Below are 25,284 nucleotides of genomic sequence, written 5' to 3'. Positions count from 1 at the left end.
ACCACTTTTTGATCATTGCTACTGCTAACCTTTTTGTGAACGTTATGGCTGTCTTGGATTTTAATTTTATGGTGCTATTAAAAGCTTGAATGTGACGTGCTAATCTGTCATTTTTAAAATGGAATTAAATCTATTCAGTTTGATGCGCTCTGTGATTAAACTATTTTTACCTTAAATCAATTAATAATTATCCTATGAAAAAAACGACTCTACTTCTGTTTGTAATGGCAGTGTTTTACACGCCATTCGCAGAAGCACAAAAAAACAAAAAACCCAATATCCTAGTGATATGGGGAGATGATATTGGACAATCGAATGTCAGTGCGTACAGTATGGGTATCACAGGGTATCGTACGCCTAATATTGACAGAATTGCCAAAGAAGGAATGATTTTTACCGACTATTATGCAGAGCAAAGCTGTACTGCAGGTAGATCATCTTTCATCTTAGGGCAAAGTGTATTTAGAACAGGTTTGAGTAAAGTAGGTATGCCAGGTGCAGCCGAAGGGATATCAGAAAAAGACCCTACGATTGCCGAATTATTGAAACCTGTAGGTTATGTGACTGGTCAGTTTGGTAAAAATCACCTAGGAGATCGCGATGAGCATTTGCCAACAAACCATGGTTTTGATGAGTTCTTTGGTAATCTGTATCACCTCAATGCTGAAGAAGAACCTGAATTGCCAGACTATCCAGATCCGAAAGAGTACCCAAATTTCAGAAAGAATTTTGGACCTAGAGGCGTGATTCATTCTACAGCCGATGGAAAAGTAGAAGATACAGGGCCTTTGACAAAAAAGAGAATGGAAACCATTGATGATGAATCTTCAGAGGCAGCCATGAAATTTATTAGAGATGCGGTAAAAGCTAAAAAGCCTTTCTTCGTATGGTGGAATGGTACACGTATGCACTTCAGAACGCACGTAAAACCAGAATTAAGAGGAATCTCTGGTCAGAACGAATACGGTGATGGCATGATAGAACATGACATGCATGTAGGTAAATTTTTGGCTCTTTTGGATGAGTTGAAAATTACTGATAATACGATTGTAATGTATTCGACAGATAATGGCCCTCATAAAAACACCTGGCCAGATGCTGGTATCAATCCATTCAGAGGTGAGAAAAACACCAACTGGGAAGGTGGCTGGAGAGTACCTGCTATGGTAAGATGGCCTGGGACTGTGAAGCCTGGATCAGTTTGTAATGAAGTGATGTCTGGTATGGACTGGATGCCTACTTTCTTGGACGCAGCTGGACAAGGAGACGTGCCTAAGAAGCTATTGAATGGATACTCTGCTAATGGTAGAGACTTCAGAGTGCATTTGGATGGCTATAACTTTATGCCATATTTCAAAGGTGAGGTAGATAAAGGTCCAAGAAAGGAAATATTCTACTTTTCGGATGATGGTGATTTGACTGCTTTAAGATATGATGATTGGAAATTGGTCTTCATGGAGCAGCGTTCTCCTGGTACTTTGCAGGTATGGGCAGAGCCATTTATTCCATTGAGGATGCCTTTGGTCTTTAACCTGAGAAGAGACCCTTACGAATTTGCGACTATTACTTCCAATACTTATTATGACTGGTTACTTGATCATGCATTTATGCTGGTACCAGCCCAAAAAATTGTAGGAGATTTCTTAATGACCTTCAAGGATTATCCTCCAAGAATGAAAGCTGCTAGTTTTAGTTTAGATAAAGTGATGGAAAAACTATCTACACCTAACGGAAATAACTAATTATGAAACATCTGACGAGAATTTTAATCGTAGCGCTTATAATGCCGACACTAGCATTTGCGCAAAAAAACAAAAAACCTAATATTTTGGTGATATGGGGAGATGACATTGGTTGGAGTAATGTGGGCTTCAATAACAATGGTATGATGGGCTACAAAACACCCAACATCGACCGAATTGCTAAAGAAGGGGCTGTGTTTACTGATTGGTATGCACAGCAGTCATGTACCGCTGGGCGAGCTGCTTTCATTTTGGGACAGCACCCATTCAGAACTGGATTGTTGACTATCGGTATGCCAGGATCAGAACAAGGGATTAAGGATAATCAGCCAACTATTGCTGAGGTGCTCAAGCCACATGGATATGTATCTGGGCAGTTTGGTAAGAATCATTTGGGGGACAGAGATGAACACCTGCCTACCCAGCATGGTTTTGATGAGTTCTTTGGTAACCTATATCATTTGAATGCTGAAGAAGAGCCAGAAGGCTATTACTACCCAAAAGACCCTGAATTTAGAAAGAACTATGGGCCAAGAGGAGTGTTGAAGAGCTCAGCCGATGGTAGAGTTCAGGATACAGGACCTTTGACAAAGAAAAGAATGGAAACTGTAGACGAGGAATTTGAAGCTGCAGCCATTGCTTTTATTGAAAAGGCACATAAAGACGGTAAGCCATTCTTTGTTTGGTTGAATGCTACTAGAATGCATGTATGGACACACCTAAAAGAGGAAAGTGAAGGGGTAACGGGTATTGGTATATATGCAGATGGTATGGTTGAGCACGATAAGGCAGTAGGCCGAGTGCTGGCTAAGCTAGAAGAATTAGGGATCATAGATAATACCATCATCATGTATTCTACGGATAACGGTGCTGAAAAAATAAGCTGGCCTGATGGTGGTTCTACACCGTTTAGGGGAGAGAAAGGAACGACTTGGGAAGGTGGTTTTCGTGTACCTACTGCGATACGTTGGCCTGGAGTCATTAAGCCAGGGACAGTGTATAATGATATATTCTCTCATGAGGACATGATGCCAACCTTGGCAGCAGCAGCGGGAGAACCGAAGTTGGTGGAGAAAATGCTGAAAGGCTATAAAGCCAATGGCAAGACATTTAATTGTCATTTGGATGGTTATAACTTGATGCCATATTTTCAAGGAGAGGAGAGTGAATCTCCTAGAAAAGAAATCTTCTATTTTGATGCGGGAGGTAATATGAATGCCATTAGATATGGCATGTGGAAATTACACTTTACTATTCAAGAAGGTAATATCTCTACGGCTTATCGCAAATCTCCTAGTTGGCCTTTGGTTATTAATTTGCGTGCCGATCCATATGAAGTATCTCCTGAATCAGGAATGTATATTCGTTGGTATGCTGAGAATATGTGGTTGTTCGTACCTGCTCAGCAAGTAGCTGGTAAATTCCTTTCTACCTTCAAAGATTATCCACCAGTTTTGGGATCTTCTTTGTCTGTGGATAAGGTAGTACAAAGTATGACAGCACATCCCAAAGGACAGTAACAGAAATATTTTCAAATAAAATAGGGCCTAATGGCCCTATTTTTCTCTTTTAACCTATGCGTAAACTTAATTCATCACTTCAATTTCTAATTGGGATAATCTTTTTGGTTTCTTGTCAGCAACAGGCAGTCGTAGAAAATACCTCAAATGAAACACCACTAGACCCACTACCTTCATGGAATGAGGGTAAAAGTAAAACGGCAATACTTAGCTTTATAAAAAGCTCAACCGATACCACAAGTAATAACTTTGTACCTGTAGAAGATCGAATCGCTGTATTCGACAATGATGGTACGCTCTGGTCAGAGCAGCCCGCATATTTTCAACTCTTCTTTGCCATAGATCGCATCAAGGCGATGGCATCAGACCATCCCGAATGGAAAGACCAACAACCCTACAAAGCCGTTTTGGAAGGTGACATGAAAGCACTCATGGCTTCTGGCGAAAGAGGATTAATAGAACTGGTGATGACCTCACATGCAGGTATGACCACCGATGAGTTCCAACAAATCGTCACGGACTGGATCGCAACAGCCAAGCACCCCAGATTTGACAGACCTTATAACGAGCTCGTGTACCAACCTATGTTGGAATTGCTAGATTTCCTCAGAGCCAATGCGTTTAAAACCTTTATTGTGTCGGGCGGAGGTGTAGAGTTTATGCGACCTTGGGCCGAAGCAGTCTACGGTATCCCTAAGGATCAAATTGTAGGCAGCAGTATTAAAACGAAATTTGAAATCAAAGAGGGTGTACCGCAGATCACTCGTCTACCAGAGATAGATTTTATAGATGACAAATCAGGTAAACCAGTCGGTATATGGAAGTTTATCGGACGCAGACCCATCTTTTGTGGAGGCAACTCCGATGGTGATCTTCAAATGATGCAATATACCGCTTCGAGTAAATACAAATCGATGATGCTGTATGTACATCATACTGATTCTGTACGGGAGTGGGCCTATGACCGTCAATCGCATATTGGCCAGTTTGACAAAGGATTAGATGAAGCAAAAGCCAAAGGATGGAACCTAGTCAGTATGAAGGATGACTGGAAAAGCATATATACCTTCGATTGATTAAGCCACAGCAACCCATTGACCCAATGAACATAAACTTGACCCTCATAACCAAAATAAGAAAGTTGTATATCCCAAAGGTAGAGCGCTCATCCATTCACAATAGGATTGTTTCAACACTTGTTTTAGTGTTGTTGATTTTGGGAAGCACGGAGCTAAGCGCCCAAGATGCCAACAATCCGATTGATCCCAGTCCCACTGGAGGGCTGTGGAATAGGTTTTATGGAGAAGACCGATCACGACTGCAATTCTTAACCAATCTGACCTATGGCAATTGGTTCTACAGATTCACTGCCGAAGGTGAATTTAATTATAACAACAACCCCACTGATAGTCGATTCAGTGGAGCTAACTTTCTCGTTGCTAGGTTGTTTAAGTCGAAAAATGGCCAGCATCAATTTGGCTTAGGAGGTGTGGTTAGTTATTATCATAAGTCTCAGTGGGCAGGTGGGGTGAACTTCGTCTCTGTCAGCAAATTTGGTGGTTGGAAAGTCATTACCCTGACCACCTTACAAGGTGGAAAGGATATTTTCACCATGGAGTTCCAACCACTAACTGTATCATGACTTTGAAAACGGCTGGTACTTTAGGAGTCATCCCAGAATGTTGTTTGATTTTGAGAATGAGCAACATGAAATTCCAATAGGAGCTGGAGTGGGTAAAATATTAGATACGAATGGACCAGTAATTAATTTATTCTTCGAGCCCCAGTATGATTTGCACAACAAGTTACCTATGCTTTATACAGGTATTAAAATGTTGTTTTAAACAAAAGTGTCAAGGTAAAGGCATGGTATTGAGATAATTGTACGAATAAAATTTTAGCAAACAAAACGATCAAACAAACCAAAATGACTACATTAGAATCAATCCAAGAGCTAAAAACTAGAATGTCCGCGTCCATTATTGGGCAGGATCAGTTGATCGATCGCATCATCTTGGTGTTGCTGGCAGATGGTAATATGCTCCTCGAAGGCTTGCCTGGTTTGGCAAAAACACGAGCCATTAAATCTTTGTCGAAAGAACTCAATTGTGGGCTGAGCAGAATCCAATTTACTCCAGATCTTCTGCCTTCAGATATTACAGGTACTGAAATCTATCAGCCCGAATTAGAGGAGAAGTTTGTTTTTCAGCAAGGCCCCATATTTAGCAATTTGATTCTTGCTGATGAGATCAACCGCGCACCCGCCAAAGTGCAGTCTGCATTGCTAGAGGCGATGGAAGAGCGTCAGGTATCTGTGGCAGGCCAGACCTATCCCATGGATCCTTTGTTTATGGTCATGGCTACTCAAAATCCAGTGGAACAGGAAGGTACCTATCCATTGCCGGAGGCGCAAATGGACCGTTTTCTGATGCATGTGATTATCAGCTACCCTGATGATGCCTCCGAACTCAAAATCCTACGTCTCAATCGGCAAGAGCAAACGGCTAGTAAGAAGGAACAAAAAGAAAGAATATCTCCAGAGGTTGTGTTTGCTGCTAGAAAAGAAATCGCTGAAGTCACCATATCCGAGAGTATGGAAAAATACATTGTAGATATTATTTCCGCCACTCGCTACCCCGACAAATACAAAGAAGAACTAAACAACTGGATTGACTTTGGTGCTAGTCCCAGAGGGTCTATTGCTCTAGATCGTGCGAGCCGTACCCACGCTTGGATGAGTGGCAGCAAGGCCGTTACTCCGGATGATGTCCGAGCTGTCGTGCATGACTGCCTTCGTCATCGTGTTTCCCTTAGTTATGAGGCCAACGCCGACGGTATCACGACGGATCAGGTCTTGGACGAAGTTTTAAAACAAGTGGCCGTAGTGGGGTGATAGGTGATGAAGGTTACGTGCAAGTCTGTAGTATACAAGTACAGCCAGTCGCCTTTTACCTTTCTGAACGCATAGGGGCTTGGCAGAAATACGCTTCGAATGAGAATAAATAATCAATGAAAAACAAATCCTTACATACCGACTACCCTAAGGACGTTTTTACCTCCTTGCGTGAACTGTTGGAGATGGAGCGTTTTGCACAGATGATGAGCCTATTGGCTAATAAGCAAAAGGTGAAAAGCGTACTTGGAGGTAAGCACGCTTCGAAGTTGCGTGGACGAGGGCTGGACTTTGAGGAAGTGAGGAATTATGTGAAAGGAGACGATATTCGCAACATTGACTGGAAAGTTACCGCTCGGACTAAACAAACGCATACGCGCGTATTTAGTGAGGAAAAGGAAAAACCAGCTTTGATCATCGTAGATCAGTCCAAACCCATGTTTTTTGGTTCACAGAAAAGAACCAAGTCTGTGGTAGCGGCCGAACTGGCTGCTGTCTCTGCTTTTCGGGTGCTGAAACAGGGGGATCGAGTCGGAGGAGTAGTGATCGCTGACCAAGGTGTGGACATTATACAGCCGAAGCGTGATCGAAGAAATATTCTGCGTTTTTTTGAGAAAATCGTATCTCGAAATCAAGGGTTAAGAGAAAGTGTAGTGTCGAAGAGCGAAGATCTACTCAAAGACGCAATGGCGAAAATTCGGAATATTGTGACCCACGATTACTTGGTGGTTGTGATTAGCGATTTCAACAAGTACTCACCAGACATTGTTCGTTTTATCTCCCAAATTGCCCAGCACAATGACGTAATTCTCGCCAAAGTGACGGATCCTATGGAGCGAGACATACCAACAGCCAAGTTTGTAGCAGGAGATAGAGACACACAAGTGAGTGTAGATGGAAAGCACAAACCCTTGCGTGAGCATTTTGAAACAGGGTTTGAAAAGGATTACCAGCAATTTCAAACACAAATGAAGAAACATAGAATACCAGTTTTTTCAATCAATACAGTAGAGAGTATAGACGATCAATTGAAAGAAGTTTTTGCAGGAAGGAAGAAATGATACGACAAACGCAACATATCATAGATAGCGCACAGGCGGTTATCGAAGTAGAGGATATCGCTTTGCAAGGGTTGTACGAGCCACCTCCAGTGGCCTTTACATTTGAGACTGTGGGTTGGAGTGTTTTGGTAGGGTTGATCGTGTTGATATTGGTAATCGTGATTTTTTTTCAAATCAGAAAATACATACACAATCGCTATCGTCGAGAGGCCATTCAAGAAATAGAAGCGCTCGATCTCGATCAGACACCATTGCGGACAAGTCTAATGATCATCAAGCGTGTGGCCATACAGGTGTTTGGTCGTGAGCAAGTGGGTGCTTTGCATGGTCGTGTGTGGTTGGAGTTTTTAGAGAAAAGTGCCAAGGGGGTACAGTTTGCTCGCTACGAGGCGGATATTCAGCTTGCGCTCTATGCTGACCAACCAGTGGACGAAACCACACAACAAGAAATTATTTCCAACGCTAAAAAGTGGATATTGACCCATGCCTGATAATTTTCATATCGCATTTCCGTGGGCGTTAGCATTACTTCCCTTGCCATTGTTGGTATACTGGCTGCTGCCCTCGCTGCGGATGCGGAGTGCGGCACTTTTGCTACCCACCTACCACAAAGCGGTAGAATATACCAAGCAAAAGCCTCGCAAATCAGCATTTGTGAAACGAAGAGGTTTTTTTAGCTGGCTCATATTGTTGGTGATCTGGGTCATGCTGGTAGCAGCGATGACCAATCCACAGTTGGTCGGTAAACCTGAGATGAAAGTAAAAACCTCTAGGAGTTTTCTGATTGTTGCAGATATTTCCTTTAGTATGGCTAAAACGGATTGGCAGATTGATGGAAAAAAGGCCCGGCGCTGGGATGCTGTCAAAGACGTGATGCACGATTTCATCATGCAGAGGCAGGGAGATCGCATGGGCTTGGTGTTTTTTGGCAGCAATGCTTATATACAGGCACCATTTACACCCGATTTGCTTACCGTTGATCAAATGCTCGAAGAGGCGGATGTAGGTATGGCAGGACAAATGACCCACATCGGTAAAGCGATCAACAAGGGCTTGGAGATGTTTGAGAATGATACAATCAAGTCTAAGGTAATGCTACTCCTTACAGATGGTATAGATGCAGGAGATGGAATTCAGCCACTAGATGCAGCAGGTATGGCGCTTAAGGATTCTGTCATGATCTATACCCTTGGGATAGGCACGCCAGGGCATAGTGGTTCTGATCTTGATGAGCGGACGCTTGAGCAAATTGCAGAGATGACGGGTGGTCAGTATTTCTTAGCCAAAGATGAGAATAGACTTAAAGAAATCTATAGTGAACTTGACAAGTTAGAGCCCATGGAGTACGAAGAGGCTCAGAATAAACCCATTACGATGCTCTATCCATATCCGCTGGCTGTGGCGATGGCACTGGCTTTGTTGTCCACGTTGATAGCGGTATTGGTGAGTGTGATTAAAGTTATTAGAGAAAGAAACGAAACCTATGCTTGACGGACTATTCCCCATAGATTGGGAAGTTTTTCACTTCCTGAGACCACTGTTTTTGTGGTTGCTGGTACCTGTGGTGGTGATTTTGCTCATAGGTCTGGTAAGCTTTGCACAGGAGACTCGTTGGAAAACGGTCATTGCTCCACACCTAAGGCCCTATGTCATACGAAAAGGGAATCAACGAACCAAAGCTTGGATGAATTTGGCCTTACTGCTGATGTTGGGTTTGGGCGTATTGGCATTGGCTGGCCCGACTTGGAAAAAAATAAAGCTCCCAGGGCGAATTTTGGAAACGCCTATGGTTATTCTTTTGGATATGTCTCAAAGCATGATGGCGGAGGATCTCCAGCCCAATCGCTTGGAGCGAGCCAAATTCAAAATTCAAGATTTACTCGAAAAAAATCCAAGAGCCCGAGTGGCATTAGTTGGGTTTGCAGGTACAGCACACGCTATCGTTCCCTTGTCATGGGACTATGAAATTATCAATAGCCATGTCAAAGGACTCAAGCCTTCAGTAATGCCATTTCCAGGGTCGGATTTATCAGCTGCGCTGATGCTGGCTGATACGATCATGTCGGTGACGGATGCCCCAGGTACGGTATTGATTTTGTCTGATGACTTTGAGGATGCACATTTTAGCCTTCTTAAAGATTTTACAGAAGGGACACAAAATAAAATAGAAATTTTAGCGATGAACACAGCGGGTGGTAGTACCATCCCCAACCCTTGGGGTAGAGGCACCATAAAAGATAAGGATGGCCATCCAGCATACTCTTCGCTGAATCAATTAGTCCTCAACAAGCTAGGGTCTCTGGAGGGGGTGACTGTGAATGCTCTCACCCTAGACGACAGTGACGTAGAGGTGATCAGCAAGAAAATCGCGGCTCATCTGACCTTCACAGAGCAGCCCAAAGAAAAGAAAGATGATTGGCGAGATGCTGGGTTATTGTTGGTTTTTCCGATGGCTCTGTTGTCCTTGTTTTGGTTCAGAAAAGGCTGGGTGATATATGCTGTGCCATTGCTTTTGCTTTCCTCGTGTGGTCAGGTAGAGACTTTTGAGGATTTGTGGTTTACCAAAGACTATCAAGGGCAAAGGCTGACCAATGAAGCGAACTATGAACTAGCAGGAGATCGATTTGAGGATCTGATGCACAAGGGAGTGGCTTTTTACAAAGCGGGCGACTATGAACAGGCAATTAAAGCTTTTAATCAAGACACTACGGCCAATGGAGCATATAATCTAGGCTTGGCGTATTTTCAGAGTGGCGATACGGTAGCGGCATTGTTGTCTTTCAATCAGGCGGTAGCATTGGACTCCACACTGATGCCGGCTCAGCACAATCAACAAGTGCTCAGTCAATTGGCAGGAGTAGATCACATGAGCGTAGGCACAGCGATCGAAGAAGCCAATAAGCCTATTGCTAAAAATGAGAGCAACAAAAGCATGGAAGATCTCAGTGGCGGAGGACAAGAGGCCACCAAAAAGGATATGGAAAAGAAGCGCTTAGAAGAAAATGTAGCTAGTGATATCCACAAGGGAAAAGAATTGGATATGCCTCCAAAGGATATGGATATTGAAATTCAAAAGCAAAATGATACACAGATTATGATGCAGAAAGTGGATGATGATCCATCCATATTTTTGCAACGAAAATTTGAGTATCAGATAAGAAAGGATCACATAAAACCTCAGGGAAATGAAACCAAGTGGTAAAGGCTATATGCTTTGGATCGTCTTGGCAGTGGTGTCGAGCACGACAGGGATACAAGCGCAAAGGCTCTGGCCACAGGTACAGCTCAGCCGTACCTCGACTTATATCGGGCAGCCCGTAGAGGTGAGCATTACGGTCTATACCTCTACATGGTTCACTGATGGAGTCGATTTGGGCAATATTCAAGTGGACAATGCTTATACGGTGTATTTTAGACCTGTGAGTGTGTCGTTGACAGAAGGTGGGAAAACGTACGCGGGGATACAGCTTATCTATCATGTATTTCCTGCTGATCAAAAAGATATTGTGTTTCCTTCACTGTCTATAGAGGTGGAGACTCCTGCCGATGGAGATTATGTAGGGGTGAAGCACCGATTGAAAACAAAGGAAAGAGTCATCAAAGTACGTCCAGTTCCACCAGGGTTTGATGAGGCAGACTGGCTAGTCGCTACGGGGATGTATGTATCAGATCATTGGTCTGGCAATGTAAAACAGGTGAAAGTAGGCGAGGTACTAGAGCGAAAAGTTGCACGAACGGTGTACGGTACCGTTGCGGAGTTGATCCCACCTGCACGCTGGGATAGTACGGGTTATGTGAGTATGTATCCTGATCGTAGTTTGACGCAAAACAACAAAGGAAAGACCAGTATTAGTTCGTCTCGTACCGAAAGCATGCGTTATCTTTTTGAAAAGGAAGGGACTGTCACCATTCCAGAGATGGTGTTTACCTATTTTCATCCGTATCAGCAAAAGCTATATAAGCGTACGCTCAAAGCAGTGACGATAGATGTACAGCCTAACCCAGATCTAGGTGTATTGGCCAGTGTGCGTGATAGCCTTCTGGTACAGCAAAAACAAGAAATAGCAGCAGAAGAGGAGGATAAGCCCTTGTTGATTTTGGGGATGACTCCTGAGCAGTTGGCGGTTGCGATTTTGCTGTTAGGTGTTTTGTTCTATTTTTTGACCAAGGTGTTCGTATATCTGTACAGGGAGCTAAAAAAGAAAAGGCAAGCCTATTTGGAGTCTGAAGCTTATTACTTTGATCAGTTTAAAAAAATGCTAAGGTCTGGTAACCCAGAGAAATCAACCAATGCCTTGTATCGCTGGTTGGACGAGTTGGCATTGCCAGAGCCGAGTGTCCGTTGGTTTGTACTGAATTTTGGGAATCCAGAATTAATCTCTCTTTCTCAGCAAGTGCAAGAGATGAGCAATAAATCAGTCAAGCATTGGGCAAGAGCCAGGAGGTTGTATTTATCCAAAAAGGAGAACGCACCACTTGATACAAATCATGGTTGGATCAACCCATGAGATAAAATATTTAAAAACAGTGATTATGTCAAGGATTAAAAAAGAGGTTATGAAATATTATCAAATTGGGTTTTTATGTCTTTTGTCAGCAACCATGCTTTGTTCGTGTTCGGATAAGGTAGAAGTTAAAGAGTATTGGGTAAATAGTATGCGCGTAGCATGCGTAGGAGAAGGTCCCAGACGATGTCTTCAGGTACAGCAAGGAGAGCAAGTAGAGTCTGGTGCGTGGGAGTATTTTTATAGCACTATTGAAGGTTTTGATTTTAAAGAGGGTTTTATCTATCAATTAGCAGTGTCAGAAAAATCTATTGAGAATCCGCCTGCTGATGGGTCATCAATTCGTTATCAATTGGTCGAAGTCCTAAGTAAGGAATTTGACCCAAAAGTTAGATTACATGACTTATGGGTGTTGGAAGAAATGGGGGAGATGGTATTGGATGTTGAAGAGCAACAGCGACCTCGATTAGAAATTAACCTATACGAAAATAAGATCATGGGTTTTGATGGATGCAATAGTTATACGGGCTCCATTGAGTCAGTAGGTGAAAAAGAACTTGTTTTTGGACAAATAGCAAATACCCGGAAAATGTGCGTTGATATGTCTTTGTCTAATCGCTTTCATGCACTTATGTCTCAGGTTAAAAGCTATGCTTTGGAAGAGGGGCAGTTGGTGTTGAAGTCGGAGGCCGATCACTCGCTATTTAGTTTTCAGAAAACAGATTGAGGTATATCTCTTTGATTTAGTGATCGTTTCCATTTCAATTCTACTCAATAAAAAAGTTTATCTATTCTTCCTTGTTGTTGTTTGCTTTCATTGCGATTGATTACAATCAATCAGCCTTATGTGACTTCAACGTCCGATTTTTCTCTAGCATTGCATTGATAACAAATCTCGCAATAACAAGACTTTAAGCGGAGGGAGTTCTTAGTCAATCGATAGTTAGGCTAAGGATGATAATGCTTGCTGTGTGGTTTCTCTTTTTTCAGTTAGGTGAATGTAATCCTATTTTGTTTCCTTCGGAGTCTAGAAACAATGCAAAGAATCCGTTTTCATCAGCATGAGGAGTTTTGGGGATGATAATTTCCCCTCCCTTGTTTTCAATTTTATCAAGAATGATCTGGAGATCTTCACCACCGTTTAGATAGATGGTAGTGCCAGTAGCAGATGGTACATAGCCCTCGCCTTTTATAATTACTCCTGTTACCATCTGTTCTTTATATGGAAATATGCCCATTTCCATTCCAGAAAAAGCTATTTGTTCGATGGATATATCTAAAACAGATTGATAAAATTTGACTGCTCTGTTGATATCAGTGGCGGGGATCTCAAAAATGGAAACGTAGCTATTCATAGGAGTTGATTTTTGATTATTAGACGAGTTTTCTGCTTGAGCGATTCCTTGAGATGGGCTGAAGTATATCAAGAATCCGATGGCGAATACAGCTAATCCATGTCTGATTATTTCTTTCTTTTTCATGAGCATAGTTATAGATATTCCAAAAAGAAAAATTGTAAAAGTACGACAGACTAGTCTTTGGAGTAAATAAGTGACGAAAGGATCATTTGCTCATCATTCAAATATTCTTTTGGGTTAGTTCCAGTAAATTCTTTGAAGTCTTTTATGAAATGTGCTTGATCGTAGTATTTGTTTTCGTATGCGACCTGAGTCAATTTTTCTTCTGTATTGTTAAGAATGGATTTTAAGGCAGCTTGTAATCTTATTATTTTGCCAAGCTGTTTTGGGCTAATGCCAACTTGCTTCGAAAATTTTCGCTCAAGACTTCTTCTTTTGGATAAATCGTGTTTGAGTATTGAATTGATGGGCGAATTACCTTTTGTACTGTTGAGCGTTTTGATTGTAGATTGTACAATGTTGTCAATAACAGATGGATCTGTGAATTTGCTCAATAAGAAATTTTCTATTATTTCTATTCTGGATTGCGTGGAGGCTGCTTCAATTATTGCTCTCTCCAGTTCTATAGCAGAACTCTCATTAAATAACGAAATTAAGGGTGTTTCCTTGTCTGCCAATTCACTAATTGGTCTTGATATGAAATTGGCAAACCCATATGGATAAAACCGAACAGCGAAAGTGTTTACATAGCCAGTAGGCTGTATGTAATAGGGTTTGGTGATCTGTCCAAACACCATCGATCGCGGTTGAATAATATACTCTGTTTCAGAGGTGTATCTTTTCACATCGTCACCAAGAATAAAGCACATTTCGATGCACCCGTCTGGTACTATACGTTGCTTGGTGGCTTCTGTATTGTGTGGAACCTCCAAAATCCAATGACACTTCACAAGAGCGTCTAGGTTCGGGTGAGGTTTGTAGGTTTTATAGTTCATGGGTGATATCTTGAAAGAAATGGAGCTTAACGAAGCTACTGAACAATTTCTATGGGCTGCAAATTTTGCTGGACAAACCTAGTTACTAATAACAGTGGGAGGATTCATAACGAAGTTGGTTAGGCCAAAGTAAACTGCACGATGAATGTAGTGCCTTTGCCTAGTGTCGTTTCATACCAGACTTTGCCTTTCATTTGCTTTACATATTTTTTGACAATAGAAAGCCCAAGACCAGTAGAGACCTCATTTCCAGTAGGTTTGGCACTGAGTGTTTGAAACTTCTTGAAAATCTTTTTTTCGTCATCCTTGGTTAGCCCAGGCCCTTCGTCTTTTAGGGATACTTGCACAGAATGGCCTACAATATTCAAATCTAAAGCGACTGTCGTATGAGGGGGGGAGAATTTGATGGCATTGGAGATTAAGTTTTCGAATATTTGATAAAGGTGCACTTGATCTCCTAATACGAATAATTCATGGATCTGAAAATTGCTAACCAATTGAATGTCTTTGTTTTGTGCTGTTTTATTGAAACTAGCTAGTGTATTTTCAAGTACCTTGATAAGGTTTACTCTTTCAAAAGGATCCTTTTTGCTTTCTAGCTGTAGAGCTTCTACATTCAGTATTTTGCTGATCATAGACAGGATACGATCTGATTCGCTTTTGATAAGTTCTAGTGATTGATTGTCGGCTTCGTTAAACTCTGTATGTTCCATTTGATGGATTTGAGTAAGCCCCTTTATGTTGTTGATTGGTGCACGTAGATCGTGGGAGAGTATTCTAATCAAATTATTTTTTTCGTTGTTGATGTCGATTAGGTCATTGTTGTGTTTGAATGCCTTTTCCTTTTGCATTTCTATTTGTGCATTCAATTTTTTACGTTCATTACTCGACCAGAATGCAACTATGGCTACTGTCAGGAAAAGCAGGCAAGCGACTACAGAGAGTATAATTATGGCTTGTTGGCGTTTGATAATGACTTGATTAAGCCGTGATTGTTCGCGAAGGTATTTGGTTTCAACTTCTGATTTTTCACTTTGGTAGATGGCATGTAGAGACTCTATTTTCCTAGTGTTTTCTTCATTGAAAATAGAGTCTTTGGTGGCTACATATTTTTTGAAATAGGAGAGAGCCATGTCGAAATTCTCAGACTGCTCTAATATTTTTGAGAGCAGTTGCAGAGCCTGTGCTTCATTGTTTTTGAGTCCATAGGCGCGATTGATCTCCATACTTTTTTCTACATAATCTTTGGCTAGCACTAATTCGTGTTTCATTTCATAACACTGTGCCATGTTTATGTAACTGAGACTGAGTGTGCTGGTATGATTCAGCTTCATTACATTGCTGAGGTTGGTTTGGAGCAGTTGGAGTGCCTTGTCGGGTAATTGTTGTTTGATGTACAGCTCTGCCATGTCTACGTTGGATATGACCAATCCTTCGAGGTCATTCATATCGGTGCGTAGCGCTTGGGCTTTTTTATAATTTTCTTCAGCACTTTCTAGCTTATTTAGGCCTACCAGTGATCGTCCAATATTGAGGTAGCAATACGCCATGATATTTTTGTTTTCGATCATTTTGGCATTTTCTAGCGCTCGTTGGAAATAGTCAATGGCTCCATGGTAGTTAGTCTGAAAAATGTAGATGTTTCCAATATTGATCAGTGTGTAGCTAATCTCTTGCAAGTCTTTAGAGTATTCAGACGATTTGAGCGCTTCAAAGAATAATTCGAGGGCTTTGGAATAGTTGCTTCGGTTTCGGTAGGCTATACCCAAATAGTTTAAGCTATGGTTGATACCATTCAGGTAGTTGAGTTCGCGAGATAGTTTTAGCGCCAGCTGGGCATAGTGGATGGTAGAATCAGTTTCTATGTTTCTATAACCCCAGCTGATTTCGTTGTATATATCCACCAAAGCACTGTCTGTAGCAGTGTTTATTTCGGATATTAAACTATCCAACTGTATGGTAGGGTGCTCTACTTGAGCTTTTGCAGTAAAAAATGCAGTAAGCCCGATAAGTAGATATAGCAGGATGATGAACCTCATGCTAAAGATTTAAAGTGTATAAAAAATGAATTAAGGGGTACTAAGATGGGATAAATCAGAGAGAATTAATGACTTGATAGATTGTAAATTTATTATCAATACTAAGACAAGTAATTAATTTTTTCCTTCAATAGGATTCGTAAATTTGTATCCCAAACAACAGTGATCCAATGAATTTCGACGAGATAAGAAAAAATATCGTTGGCTGCGGCCAAACCTTCGATACACCTTTTGGTACATTTGAGATGCTATATGCCGATTGGGTAGCTAGCGGTAGGCTTTATGGACCGATAGAAAAAGCAATTACCTATAAATTCGGCCCTTGGGTAGCCAACACACATTCCTACTCTAATAAAACAGGTAGCTTGATGACTACCGCCTACAATCAGGCCAAGGAAATGATCAGGAATCATGTAAATGCCAGTGACAGCGATATGCTCGTACTTACGGGGTCTGGGATGACAGGGGGAGTTGTCCGTTTACAGCAAATCCTAGGGTTGTGTACATCGACTAATGGTCCTGAATTGGCGGAAGCCGATCGGCCGATTGTATTCATTACACACATGGAGCACCATTCGCATCATGTGTCTTGGATGGAGACTGTGGCAGATGTGGTGATCGTGCCTCCTGGAAATGATCTGAAATTTGATTTGAACCTACTACAAGTCGAGATAGATAAGTATGCTGATCGCAAGTTGAAAATAGGGGCGTTTACTGCAGGGTCTAATGTGACGGGTGTGATTTTACCCATTCATGAAATGGCTGAGGTAATGCACAAAAATGGCGGATACTGTTTTGTTGATTATGCTGCTACGGCGCCTTATGTAGATATAAATATGCATCCTGAAAACAAGTTGCAGCAGTTGGATGCCATTTATTTTTCTCCACACAAGTTTCTCGGTGGGCCAGGAGCTTGTGGTGTCATGCTATTTGATAAAAAAATATATAAAGGTAAATCTTGTGTGCCAGGTGGGGGCAATGTGACTTGGACAAACCCATGGGGAGATTATGGTTTTACGGCCAACGATGAAGCCAAAGAGGATGGAGGTACTCCAGGTTTTTTGCAAGCCATTCGTGCAGCATTGGCTATACGTCTAAAAGAAAAAATGGGTACAGCTCATATCGAAAAGCGTGAAGAGGAGTTGGTGAAAAAGGCCTTTCAACGTATGAATGCAATCGAAGGTGTACGAATAGTAGGTGAGCAAGCGTCTAAGCGTATAGGAGTAGTGTCATTCAATATCGACGATATTCATTACAATGCAGTGGTTAGGATTATGAATGACCAGTTTGGTATTCAGGTTCGTGGTGGTTGGGCTTGTGCTAGCACGTATTGTCATTACCTATTCGAACTGAATCCTTCTCAATCCAAGCGACTGACTGATGGAATCGATAGCCAAAACTTGACTGGAAAGCCAGGATGGGCCAGATTGTCGCTGCATCCTACCATGACGGACAAGCAACTGGACTATGTGCTCGATGCTATAGCCTATATTGCTAAAAACAAGCAGGAGCTGAAAGAGGACTATGCTTATGATGTGAAAACCAATGATTTTACACTTCAAAAAACGGTTGTAGATAACAATGAAGTTCAGGCCAGAGCCATGTTTGAGATTTAAAGTAAAGGAAGTACGTTAGCGTACTTCCTTTACTTTAATTTGTTCTAAGGCTTTGCTTTCATTTATTTTCCCTGCGTCGAGATCTTGCAAGATTTGATTTTTTACCAAAACATTGATCTCTTCGGGAAGATCACACGAGTTGCATTCACTCATTCTGATTTGAAAGAGGATAGACTCATTGGGTTGTAGACTTTTGATAGTTTTGCCATAGTCCAATATATTTTGTTTAAGCTCATTTATGAATTTGGGGTACATCTCTTTTACTTTTAGATCCCGTTCTTCTCTGCTTAAATGACCCTCTTTGAGGGTAGGCATACTGTAATAGTCTCTGCTCACTGGGTTAGATGAGTACATTTGCATTTTGTATATCACACCGAAGTTTTTGAGTTGTTCATATAGGATGGGTGTAGACGTGTAATAGGTAGTGGCTAGATCCGTTTTGTATAGTCGTTGTAGGATGCTAGCAAATAGCTCCAAATCTGCTGCTTTCTTGTCACTGCCCTTTGTTTCTACATAGTAGATACTACTTTTAAAAGCCGCTTGAGAGATCTTACCAGTTTTGTAGTCTGCGATTTGCTTTCGAGTTACTGCTGCACTGAACTTGGCGCTTTCATCTGCCCCACCAAAAGGGATACTTGTGAATGCCTGTGGTTCACTTTTTACTACGAGCATGATTTGTTCACGATCTTCGAGCTGACCAATGAGATCTGCATATTCAAGGAGAAATGTTGTCATCACATTTTTATAGATGGGTTTCAGGTCATTGAAGTCCTTCTGGTAGCTTCTACTTACGTAACGGTTGCGTTCCTCTTCATTGCCTCGTGTATCAGTGTGATTATAAGAATACCTATAGGTGTATTCATCGTCATAGTTTTCGACAGCTTCTGCTTCATGCTGATGTCTTTCTTCTTCATGTCGCTCATGTGCTTTTTCGTGTTTTTGTTCAAGCTTTTCTCTTTCGCGTTCTAGTTCTCGTTCACGCTGTTCTAGATTTTGTTGGTGCTCGCGTGCCATACGTTCGTTTTCTCTAGCCATGCGTTCGGATTGTCGTTCTATTTCTTCGGCCTGTCTGGCTAACAGCTCCGCTTGCATTTCTAGTTCGGCCAAGTCGCCTACGTCGATTTTAAAATCCTGATTATTGAATGTAAATTCAAAATTAAAGTCGCTGTCGAAGTGATTGGAATAAAACTTCCCCGTACTGTTGATGTCGATCATCACGCCAAATCCTGGGATATAACTGGCCTGAGGACTGGCAGAATAGAATCTGCCATCATCGGATTCGCCTTTGATGAGGGAAGACACTACATCTTCTGCAATTTTGAGATCTCGTTCCATCTTGGATGGGCTGATGTCTTGCGCCCAAGCCCCTGCACTCTGTATAGAGATCAGGCTTGCGACTATTAGGTGCTTAATTTTCATGACTTGCCTTTATTTACTTTGAGTTTTGACCATATTATACAAACTGGCTAGGAGTTGATCTTGTTCGAGCTGCTTTACATCCTGATTGTTTTGTATTTTGTTTAGGCTGGTCTCTATCAATTTCAAATCATAGTTTCTTTGATTTTGATAAAATTCGTTGAAATCCGCCATGACAGTTTTTACATACTTCTTTTGTTTTTCTGACGAAACGGTGAAGAAATTTTGAATGATGGCTTTGTTTTCGCTGTTGAGCTGGGCGACGTATTCTTGCATGAGTTGTCCCGTACCCGACGCATGTTTTTTCATCATGCTAGACATCAAGGCTATGTTTTTTTGGTCTTGATTTTTGATATCAGTAGATAGCTGTGTTTTTACGGTAGCTATTTTTTGATCAGTCGTAGCTTCATAGCCATCCATGACTTCAGTCATCCAAGCCTTTACATTTTCTTTATTTAGCGATTGGTCAGGTAGGGGCACAGATGACCCAAATCCGATCTGAATACCTTGTGCCGTTTTGGAGATCGTAAAGTTGAGTAGTGCCGCTGATACCAAAAGCAAAGTAAGTCCTGCGGCGATCGAAGCCACCCATCTAAATGCATCAGATTGGAAGAAAACAACTTGGGTGCTTGATTGCTTAAAGACATACGTAGGAGGGATGACCTCTTTGTCATCTATTACGCCTAAGGTTTCTCGTGTGGTTTGTAAGCTTTCTATTTCTAGCTTTAGCTCAGGATTTTCATTCATGAGCTTTTCTACTTTTTCCTGTTCCTCTGTGGACAAATCACCATACAAATAGTTGATGATCATTGCCTCATCTATTTTATTTTCTCTCATGGTATGATTCATTAAATGCTCTGCTCTGTTCTAATATTTTTTTTAAGTGGCTCAGTCCATAGTACAGTCTGGATTTTACTGTGTTTTCTGAGATACTTAATATCTCAGCGATTTCACGGAACTTGAGTCCTTCGTATTCTTTCATGATCAGCACCGTTTTTTGTTCTTCGCCTAGCTCGTTGATGGCTTGGGTCACGATGTTGCTCATTTCAGTTCGTACATAATCCGTTTCTGGACTAGTAGTATGCTTTTCTTTGTGTTTGGTCTCAGTTACTTCATCAGAGGACACAAACAGCTTTGACATTCGGCTAAATTTCCGGTCTTCCTCTCTGCACTGGTTCAGGGCAATGACGTATATCCAAGATTTGAATTTCTCCACTTCTTTCAATTGCCCCAAGTGATCGAATACCTTGATGAAAGTCTTTTGAGTGGCTTCGGTGGCTAGGTCGTGATCATTGAAGTACTTTAAAGAGAAATTGTAGATTCTCTTGTGCCATAGACTCACGAGCTTATTAAAAGCTCCCTTGTCTCCAAGTTTGGCGCGGTCAATGATCTGCTCCGAATGATTCATCGCAATGTCTAGCAAGGTCGCCGTACTCATATATACTTAATCGGTTAATGATGCGTTTTGGTATTAGGATGAGGGCGACATCAGAATAGTTTTAATTATTTGTAAAAAGATACAGAGAATTTTATTCAGGGTGTGTCTAAGTCTAAATTTGACAGAAAAAAAGGAGAGCGGTATGGCTCTCCTTTTTCAATTGATAGGTTTCTGTTTTTTTACTCTTCTATGTAGGGCTGATTGAACTGCTCCCAAGTGATGGCACTACAGGGACCTTGCGATTGATCACTAGCGATGATAAGCTCATCATCGTTGAGACCTCTGAGGGTGAAGGTAACACTGCTTATATAGATGGCATCTTTGTCTCCGTCTACCCATTGCCAGCTACCTGCACGTACTGGAGTGCCGTCTTTTCCTGACTTAGCATAGTATTCTCCTGAAGGATAAAAACCATAGTAATATCCATCAGTAAGTTCTTGGTCTTCAGCTCCGCCACATTCTCCAGAATACTGAACTTTGCTGATTTTCTGTTTCCACCATTTCTGATCGCCCACAGCGAGTTCTCTACTGCTAGAACTTTCACTAGAGCCGGTCAATGTTGCTTCTCTCAATTCCACATCCACAATTTCACTGCTTGGCACACCATCAAATGGATCATTGTTGTCGTCATCTCCACAGCTATAGATTAGAGCAGATAGAGCTAGGATAGATAGTATAGATTTTAACTTCATAATAGATATAATTTTTAGTTTCACTTTGTACCCAAAATGGGCTGCGATCTAAATTTATAGGATAGGAAATATTTTGAATCCTAATTGGTGAGAAATAACCGAAAAATACTCACTATTGAGTATTAGATACGATGTTTTTATAGCGAATTGTAGAATGCTGTGATACGAACGATGTCTCGCATTTCGTCGGTCTTTAGTCGGTTGTCTCTTACGTAGGCTTTTACTTTATCTGCGTTTTTGTAGAGGATTTCAAACAAGTGGTTTTTCTTACCATTGTACATTGTCATTTTCCCATCGATTTCTACAAAATAGTAAGTGAATACTAATTTTTCGGAAGTGGAAGCAGGGCCATTGAAATAGGCTTGACTATAGGGGTCTGTAGTGAGTACGATTCTTTCTCTGGCTAGTAGTGAGGTTTTTCCTTCATACAGCACTTCAAATAGGATAGGGGTTTTATAGTTGGCCTCTACCTGATAGGGAATCGAGTAAAATTGTCGATAGGTCTTGAGGATGGTGTCGTATATTTCGAAATAAAGTATTTTTTTGCTGCTGAAGGTGTTTACTTTCTCTATTTGAGCAATTACTTGAACGGTATTGCTTTCCATGTCATATTTGATATTTCCTCTCAAGGTATCTTGGTCTTCGGTGACCAGCCAGCCTTTGTGAAACATTCGAGAGGAAAATTCTTGCGCATAGGCCGAAAGCCCAAGCGCAAGAAATAAACAAAACGTGAAAATCTTTTTAACCATTCTTTAATATGCTATGACCCATTTTATCTCTTTTGGTTTCGAGATATTTTTTATTGTGAACATTTGGATCTACTTCGATCGGAATGTTTTCCACAATTTCCAAGCCATATCCCATGAGCCCCACTCTTTTAGTAGGGTTGTTGGTGATTAATTTGATTTTTTCTACACCTAGGTCGTGGAGTATCTGTGCACCTACACCATAGTCCCTGTGATCACCTTGGAACCCCAATTTTTCATTGGCTTCTACAGTGTCTAGCCCTTCTTCTTGTAGTTTGTAGGCTTTGAGTTTGTTGAGCAAGCCTATACCACGACCTTCTTGGTTCATGTATACGATCACCCCTTTACCTTCTTTTTCTACCATCGTCATGGCATTGTGTAGCTGCTCGCCACAGTCGCATCGACACGAGCCGAATATGTCGCCAGTCAAGCAAGAAGAGTGTACGCGTACCATGACGGGTTCTTTTGGATCCCAGTCACCTTTCACCAAAGCCAGGTGATGTTCACCTGTACTTATTTGCTTGTAGGCAGTAAGTTTGAAGTTGCCCCATTCGGTAGGCATGTCTACCTTAATTTCTTTTTCTATCAAAGACTCTTTTTCCATTCTATAGGCGATCAAGTCTTTGATTGAGATCAATTTTAAATTGAATTTTTTGGCGACCACTTTCAACTCTGGCAACCTGGCCATCGTACCGTCTTCATTCATGATTTCCACGAGTACACCAGCGGGGTACATGCCCGCTAGCCGTGCTAAATCTATAGCTGCTTCTGTATGGCCTGCACGTCGGAGTACACCACCTTTTTTAGCTTTCAATGGAAATATATGACCTGGTCTGTCCTAGTTCATCAGGATTGATGTTTAGGTCCACGAGTGCTTTGATAGTCTTGGATCTGTCGCTCGCAGAGATACCAGTAGTGCAACCATGACCAATTAGGTCTACAGATACAGTAAATGGCGTTTCGTGGGTAGCAGTGTTTTTACCTACCATCAGATCTAGTCCGAGTTCGTCACACCTTTCTTCTAGTAAAGGGGTACAGATCAAGCCTCGGCCATGAGTAGCCATGAAGTTGACAATCTCAGGGGTAATACTCTCAGCAGCACATACAAAATCGCCTTCGTTTTCTCTATCTTCATCATCTACCACAATGATTACCTCTCCATTCTTTATGGCCTCTATAGCGTCTGATATTTTGTCTAGCATGTCCTTTGGGTTTACTTCACGGTTACATTTCCAAGAATTTTTGCGATGGTCATTTCCATGCTTTTTAAATCTCCTTGGATACTTAAAAATTTATTTATCTGCTCTTCTTCGCTAGCTGACTTTAGGTTTTCCATGTTTTCAGCTATCATTTTTTGAATGATACGGAATTTGAGCCGCAAGATATTAGTATAAGTTGAATTTTTTAATGTTTGAGACTCATGTGCCACATTGATCTGAAACTTTTCAGACCAGTTGGCGCTGATTTCGTAACGGTCTGTGGACAAGTCTACTGCTGCGCGTTTTATCTCTGGATCATTATGATCTAGAAAATCTTTAATGCTAGTCACCTCGCCATTTGCCAAATTGGTCTTAAAAATTTCTAAAATTTGACTATAGATGGGAGTCTCAAAAGTAATGTCTTCAGATTCGGACATAAAATAGTCCGCCAAGTGCATTTGGTCGCCTTCTAAACCATCGATCAGTTCTGCGCCATAGTTGAGTAGCATGCGTATGCTTTCTCTTTCTTGTACTTGTATGATCTCATCTCGGCTTACATTGGTTTCGTTTTGTTGCGGCTCGTAGGCTTCTGGTGGAAGCTCGGGCATAGGTGCTTCCCATTTTTCCTTACTGCTTTTGAGCAAGAGCTTGTTGGTCTCGCTGATGAGCGTGCCTTCATCTACATGGAGTAGTCGGCTACACTCCTGTATATAGACGGTTCGTTTGATCGGATCGGGGATCAGCGAGATGCTGTGTACGATCTCACGAATGCTTTCCGCTTTTTTGATGGGGTCGTCTCCGCCGTCTTTGAGGAAAACGCCAGTTTTGAACGCAATGAAATCCTGAGCATTGTCATCCAAATATTCTTTGAAAGCCATGCCACCTAGTTTTTTAGAGTAGCTATCTGGATCTTCTCCTTCAGGAAAAGGTACTGCTTTCACATTAAGCCCGCCAGTTAGCATCATGTCGATGCCACGCATGGAGGCTTTGATGCCAGCTTTGTCTCCATCGAATAGGACGGTTACGTTTTTGGTATATCGCTGGATCAGTTTGATTTGCTCTTCGGTCAGAGAAGTGCCAGAGGATGCTACTACATTGGTGATACCTGCTTGGCTTAGCGATACCACGTCCGTGTAGCCTTCTACTAGGTAGCAGTTTTCCTGATTCCTAATTTCATTTTTTGCCTGAAAGATACCATAGAGGATTTTGCTCTTGGTGTATAGTTCTGTTTCAGGACTGTTGATATACTTAGGTCCTTTTTCGTTGCTTTTGAGCGTACGCGCACCAAAGGCGATTACCTTGCCGGTAATGTTATGAATAGGAAAAACTACTCTTCCTCGAAAGCGATCATAAGCTTTGTCTTCCTTAACTATTTTGAGGCCTGTTTGTTCTAGAAATTCATCTTTGTAGCCTGCAGATTTGGCCGCATCCATCAAGCCTTGCCATTGGTCTAGCGAGTAGCCGAGGTCAAATCGCCTGATGGTTTCTTCACTGAAGCCCCTTTCCTTATAGTAGGAGAGACCAATGCTTTTACCTTCATTCGTCTCCCATAGATTTTTTACAAAATGATCCTTGGCAAAATTGAGTGTGATGAATAAGCTTTCGCGAATGCTTTGCTCTGCTAGGTAGTTGGGGTCGGCTTCGTCTTCTTCTATAGCAATGGCGTATTTCTGTGCCAGATATTTGAGGGCTTCTAGGTAGCTGAGTCCGTCTACTTCCATTAGGAAAGTGATGGCATCTCCACCTTTGCCTGTACTAAAACACTTGAAAATGCCCTTGGCAGGAGAGACCATAAAAGAGGGGGTCTTCTCATTGGTGAATGGGCTGAGAGCCTTGTAGCTAGAACCAGATTTTTTGAGGGCTACAAAGTCGCTCACTACCTCATAGATATCCATCCTGCTTTTGATTTCTTCTATGGTTTGACTCTTGATCAACTAAATGTAAGGATTTTGTTTTTGCCCGTATGGGAATTGCAAATCTAAAACGAAATTGCCTGATAATTTGATACAAAAACAGGGATATCACTTAACTTGCTAAAAAATTGTAGAACAAGCCATTTTTAAT

General features: G+C 41.6%; 21 protein-coding genes and 1 pseudogene. 12 read left to right on the top strand and 10 right to left on the bottom strand.

What is annotated here, in order from left to right:
- Window positions 1-194 precede the first annotated feature (194 nt).
- The 11 genes from N7E81_RS15600 (at window position 195) to N7E81_RS15550 (ending at window position 12,448) form a co-directional block, all read left to right on the top strand.
- Window positions 195-1,742, top strand: a complete 1,548-nt coding sequence (locus tag N7E81_RS15600) for an arylsulfatase (protein WP_263050527.1) — start codon at window positions 195-197, stop codon at window positions 1,740-1,742.
- Window positions 1,743-1,783: 41 nt separating this feature from the next.
- Complete coding sequence (locus tag N7E81_RS15595) at window positions 1,784-3,262, top strand: arylsulfatase (protein WP_263050526.1); 1,479 nt, start codon at window positions 1,784-1,786, stop codon at window positions 3,260-3,262.
- Between the two features lie 56 nt (window positions 3,263-3,318).
- The gene (locus N7E81_RS15590; protein ID WP_263050525.1) at window positions 3,319-4,338 is read left to right on the top strand and encodes an HAD family hydrolase; all 1,020 of its coding nucleotides are present in this window, start codon (window positions 3,319-3,321) and stop codon (window positions 4,336-4,338) included.
- 26 nt (window positions 4,339-4,364) lie between these two features.
- A complete protein-coding gene (locus N7E81_RS15585; RefSeq protein ID WP_263050524.1) occupies window positions 4,365-4,904 on the top strand; it encodes a hypothetical protein in 540 nt (179 codons plus the stop codon).
- A 285-nt stretch (window positions 4,905-5,189) separates the two neighbouring features.
- The gene (locus N7E81_RS15580) at window positions 5,190-6,155 is read left to right on the top strand and encodes an AAA family ATPase (RefSeq protein WP_263050523.1); all 966 of its coding nucleotides are present in this window, start codon (window positions 5,190-5,192) and stop codon (window positions 6,153-6,155) included.
- A gap of 116 nt (window positions 6,156-6,271) precedes the next feature.
- The gene (locus N7E81_RS15575) at window positions 6,272-7,216 is read left to right on the top strand and encodes a DUF58 domain-containing protein (protein ID WP_263050522.1); all 945 of its coding nucleotides are present in this window, start codon (window positions 6,272-6,274) and stop codon (window positions 7,214-7,216) included.
- A complete protein-coding gene (locus N7E81_RS15570; protein WP_263050521.1) occupies window positions 7,213-7,707 on the top strand; it encodes a DUF4381 domain-containing protein in 495 nt (164 codons plus the stop codon). The genes N7E81_RS15575 and N7E81_RS15570 overlap by 4 nt, the downstream gene beginning before the upstream one ends.
- On the top strand, window positions 7,700-8,707 hold the full coding sequence (locus tag N7E81_RS15565; RefSeq protein WP_263050520.1) for a VWA domain-containing protein: 1,008 nt from the start codon (window positions 7,700-7,702) through the stop codon (window positions 8,705-8,707). Before N7E81_RS15570 ends, N7E81_RS15565 begins: the two co-directional genes overlap by 8 nt.
- Entirely contained in the window at window positions 8,700-10,418 is a 1,719-nt protein-coding gene (locus N7E81_RS15560; protein WP_263050519.1) for a VWA domain-containing protein, read from the top strand. Before N7E81_RS15565 ends, N7E81_RS15560 begins: the two co-directional genes overlap by 8 nt.
- Window positions 10,402-11,724: a hypothetical protein gene (locus N7E81_RS15555; RefSeq protein ID WP_263050518.1), complete on the top strand. Its 1,323-nt coding sequence runs from the start codon at window positions 10,402-10,404 to the stop codon at window positions 11,722-11,724. The genes N7E81_RS15560 and N7E81_RS15555 overlap by 17 nt, the downstream gene beginning before the upstream one ends.
- A 49-nt stretch (window positions 11,725-11,773) precedes the next feature.
- A complete protein-coding gene (locus tag N7E81_RS15550; protein ID WP_263050517.1) occupies window positions 11,774-12,448 on the top strand; it encodes a DUF4377 domain-containing protein in 675 nt (224 codons plus the stop codon).
- 259 nt (window positions 12,449-12,707) lie between these two features.
- On the opposite strand, the gene N7E81_RS15545 is transcribed toward N7E81_RS15550, so the two are convergent.
- From N7E81_RS15545 to N7E81_RS15535, 3 genes are all read right to left on the bottom strand, one after another.
- Window positions 12,708-13,202 (bottom strand): VOC family protein, encoded by a 495-nt coding sequence (locus N7E81_RS15545; RefSeq protein ID WP_263050516.1) that lies wholly within the window; start codon window positions 13,200-13,202, stop codon window positions 12,708-12,710.
- A gap of 50 nt (window positions 13,203-13,252) precedes the next feature.
- On the bottom strand, window positions 13,253-14,074 hold the full coding sequence (locus N7E81_RS15540; protein WP_263050515.1) for an AraC family transcriptional regulator: 822 nt from the start codon (window positions 14,072-14,074) through the stop codon (window positions 13,253-13,255).
- A 119-nt stretch (window positions 14,075-14,193) separates the two neighbouring features.
- A complete protein-coding gene (locus N7E81_RS15535; protein ID WP_263050514.1) occupies window positions 14,194-16,113 on the bottom strand; it encodes a tetratricopeptide repeat-containing sensor histidine kinase in 1,920 nt (639 codons plus the stop codon).
- Between the two features lie 170 nt (window positions 16,114-16,283).
- Here N7E81_RS15535 and N7E81_RS15530 point away from each other — a divergent pair, with 170 nt between their 5' ends.
- Window positions 16,284-17,729 (top strand): aminotransferase class V-fold PLP-dependent enzyme, encoded by a 1,446-nt coding sequence (locus N7E81_RS15530; RefSeq protein ID WP_263050513.1) that lies wholly within the window; start codon window positions 16,284-16,286, stop codon window positions 17,727-17,729.
- 15 nt (window positions 17,730-17,744) lie between these two features.
- On the opposite strand, the gene N7E81_RS15525 is transcribed toward N7E81_RS15530, so the two are convergent.
- From N7E81_RS15525 to dnaG, 7 genes and pseudogenes are all read right to left on the bottom strand, one after another.
- Window positions 17,745-19,148 (bottom strand): hypothetical protein, encoded by a 1,404-nt coding sequence (locus tag N7E81_RS15525; protein ID WP_263050512.1) that lies wholly within the window; start codon window positions 19,146-19,148, stop codon window positions 17,745-17,747.
- A gap of 9 nt (window positions 19,149-19,157) precedes the next feature.
- Window positions 19,158-19,982 carry a hypothetical protein gene (locus N7E81_RS15520; protein ID WP_263050511.1) on the bottom strand — a complete coding sequence of 275 codons (825 nt, stop codon included), beginning with the start codon at window positions 19,980-19,982 and terminating at the stop codon, window positions 19,158-19,160.
- Complete coding sequence (locus N7E81_RS15515; protein ID WP_263050510.1) at window positions 19,969-20,583, bottom strand: RNA polymerase sigma factor; 615 nt, start codon at window positions 20,581-20,583, stop codon at window positions 19,969-19,971. Before N7E81_RS15515 ends, N7E81_RS15520 begins: the two co-directional genes overlap by 14 nt.
- A gap of 179 nt (window positions 20,584-20,762) precedes the next feature.
- Complete coding sequence (locus N7E81_RS15510; protein ID WP_263050509.1) at window positions 20,763-21,275, bottom strand: hypothetical protein; 513 nt, start codon at window positions 21,273-21,275, stop codon at window positions 20,763-20,765.
- Between the two features lie 137 nt (window positions 21,276-21,412).
- Entirely contained in the window at window positions 21,413-22,024 is a 612-nt protein-coding gene (locus tag N7E81_RS15505) for a hypothetical protein (RefSeq protein ID WP_263050508.1), read from the bottom strand.
- Window positions 22,017-23,223, bottom strand: a pseudogene (locus tag N7E81_RS15500) (bifunctional 3,4-dihydroxy-2-butanone-4-phosphate synthase/GTP cyclohydrolase II). The gene N7E81_RS15505 and the pseudogene N7E81_RS15500 overlap by 8 nt, the downstream one beginning before the upstream one ends.
- Before the next feature lie 11 nt (window positions 23,224-23,234).
- Entirely contained in the window at window positions 23,235-25,154 is a 1,920-nt protein-coding gene (dnaG, locus tag N7E81_RS15495; protein ID WP_263050507.1) for a DNA primase, read from the bottom strand.
- Window positions 25,155-25,284 lie beyond the last annotated feature (130 nt).

Origin of the sequence: Reichenbachiella carrageenanivorans, assembly GCF_025639805.1 — a bacterium.
In the GTDB taxonomy this organism is placed as follows: Bacteria; Bacteroidota; Bacteroidia; order Cytophagales; family Cyclobacteriaceae; genus Reichenbachiella; species Reichenbachiella carrageenanivorans.
Note: the sequence above shows the minus strand (reverse complement) of the source record. Positions and strands in the feature narration are given on the sequence as shown.

Bases quoted from the DNA above. Each gene is read 5' to 3' on its own strand.
- N7E81_RS15550 (WP_263050517.1), top strand. From the start codon at position 11,774: ATGAAATATTATCAAATTGGGTTTTTATGTCTTTTGTCAGCAACCATG.
- N7E81_RS15585 (WP_263050524.1), top strand. From the start codon at position 4,365: ATGAACATAAACTTGACCCTCATAACCAAAATAAGAAAGTTGTATATC.
- N7E81_RS15505 (WP_263050508.1), bottom strand. From the start codon at position 22,024: ATGGTTAAAAAGATTTTCACGTTTTGTTTATTTCTTGCGCTTGGGCTT.
- N7E81_RS15560 (WP_263050519.1), top strand. From the start codon at position 8,700: ATGCTTGACGGACTATTCCCCATAGATTGGGAAGTTTTTCACTTCCTG.
- N7E81_RS15555 (WP_263050518.1), top strand. From the start codon at position 10,402: ATGAAACCAAGTGGTAAAGGCTATATGCTTTGGATCGTCTTGGCAGTG.
- N7E81_RS15510 (WP_263050509.1), bottom strand. From the start codon at position 21,275: ATGAAGTTAAAATCTATACTATCTATCCTAGCTCTATCTGCTCTAATC.
- N7E81_RS15515 (WP_263050510.1), bottom strand. From the start codon at position 20,583: ATGAGTACGGCGACCTTGCTAGACATTGCGATGAATCATTCGGAGCAG.
- N7E81_RS15580 (WP_263050523.1), top strand. From the start codon at position 5,190: ATGACTACATTAGAATCAATCCAAGAGCTAAAAACTAGAATGTCCGCG.
- N7E81_RS15540 (WP_263050515.1), bottom strand. From the start codon at position 14,074: ATGAACTATAAAACCTACAAACCTCACCCGAACCTAGACGCTCTTGTG.
- N7E81_RS15595 (WP_263050526.1), top strand. From the start codon at position 1,784: ATGCCGACACTAGCATTTGCGCAAAAAAACAAAAAACCTAATATTTTG.
- N7E81_RS15545 (WP_263050516.1), bottom strand. From the start codon at position 13,202: ATGAAAAAGAAAGAAATAATCAGACATGGATTAGCTGTATTCGCCATC.
- N7E81_RS15570 (WP_263050521.1), top strand. From the start codon at position 7,213: ATGATACGACAAACGCAACATATCATAGATAGCGCACAGGCGGTTATC.
- N7E81_RS15525 (WP_263050512.1), bottom strand. From the start codon at position 19,148: ATGAAAATTAAGCACCTAATAGTCGCAAGCCTGATCTCTATACAGAGT.
- N7E81_RS15520 (WP_263050511.1), bottom strand. From the start codon at position 19,982: ATGAGAGAAAATAAAATAGATGAGGCAATGATCATCAACTATTTGTAT.
- N7E81_RS15590 (WP_263050525.1), top strand. From the start codon at position 3,319: ATGCGTAAACTTAATTCATCACTTCAATTTCTAATTGGGATAATCTTT.
- N7E81_RS15530 (WP_263050513.1), top strand. From the start codon at position 16,284: ATGAATTTCGACGAGATAAGAAAAAATATCGTTGGCTGCGGCCAAACC.
- N7E81_RS15535 (WP_263050514.1), bottom strand. From the start codon at position 16,113: ATGAGGTTCATCATCCTGCTATATCTACTTATCGGGCTTACTGCATTT.
- N7E81_RS15575 (WP_263050522.1), top strand. From the start codon at position 6,272: ATGAAAAACAAATCCTTACATACCGACTACCCTAAGGACGTTTTTACC.
- N7E81_RS15565 (WP_263050520.1), top strand. From the start codon at position 7,700: ATGCCTGATAATTTTCATATCGCATTTCCGTGGGCGTTAGCATTACTT.
- N7E81_RS15600 (WP_263050527.1), top strand. From the start codon at position 195: ATGAAAAAAACGACTCTACTTCTGTTTGTAATGGCAGTGTTTTACACG.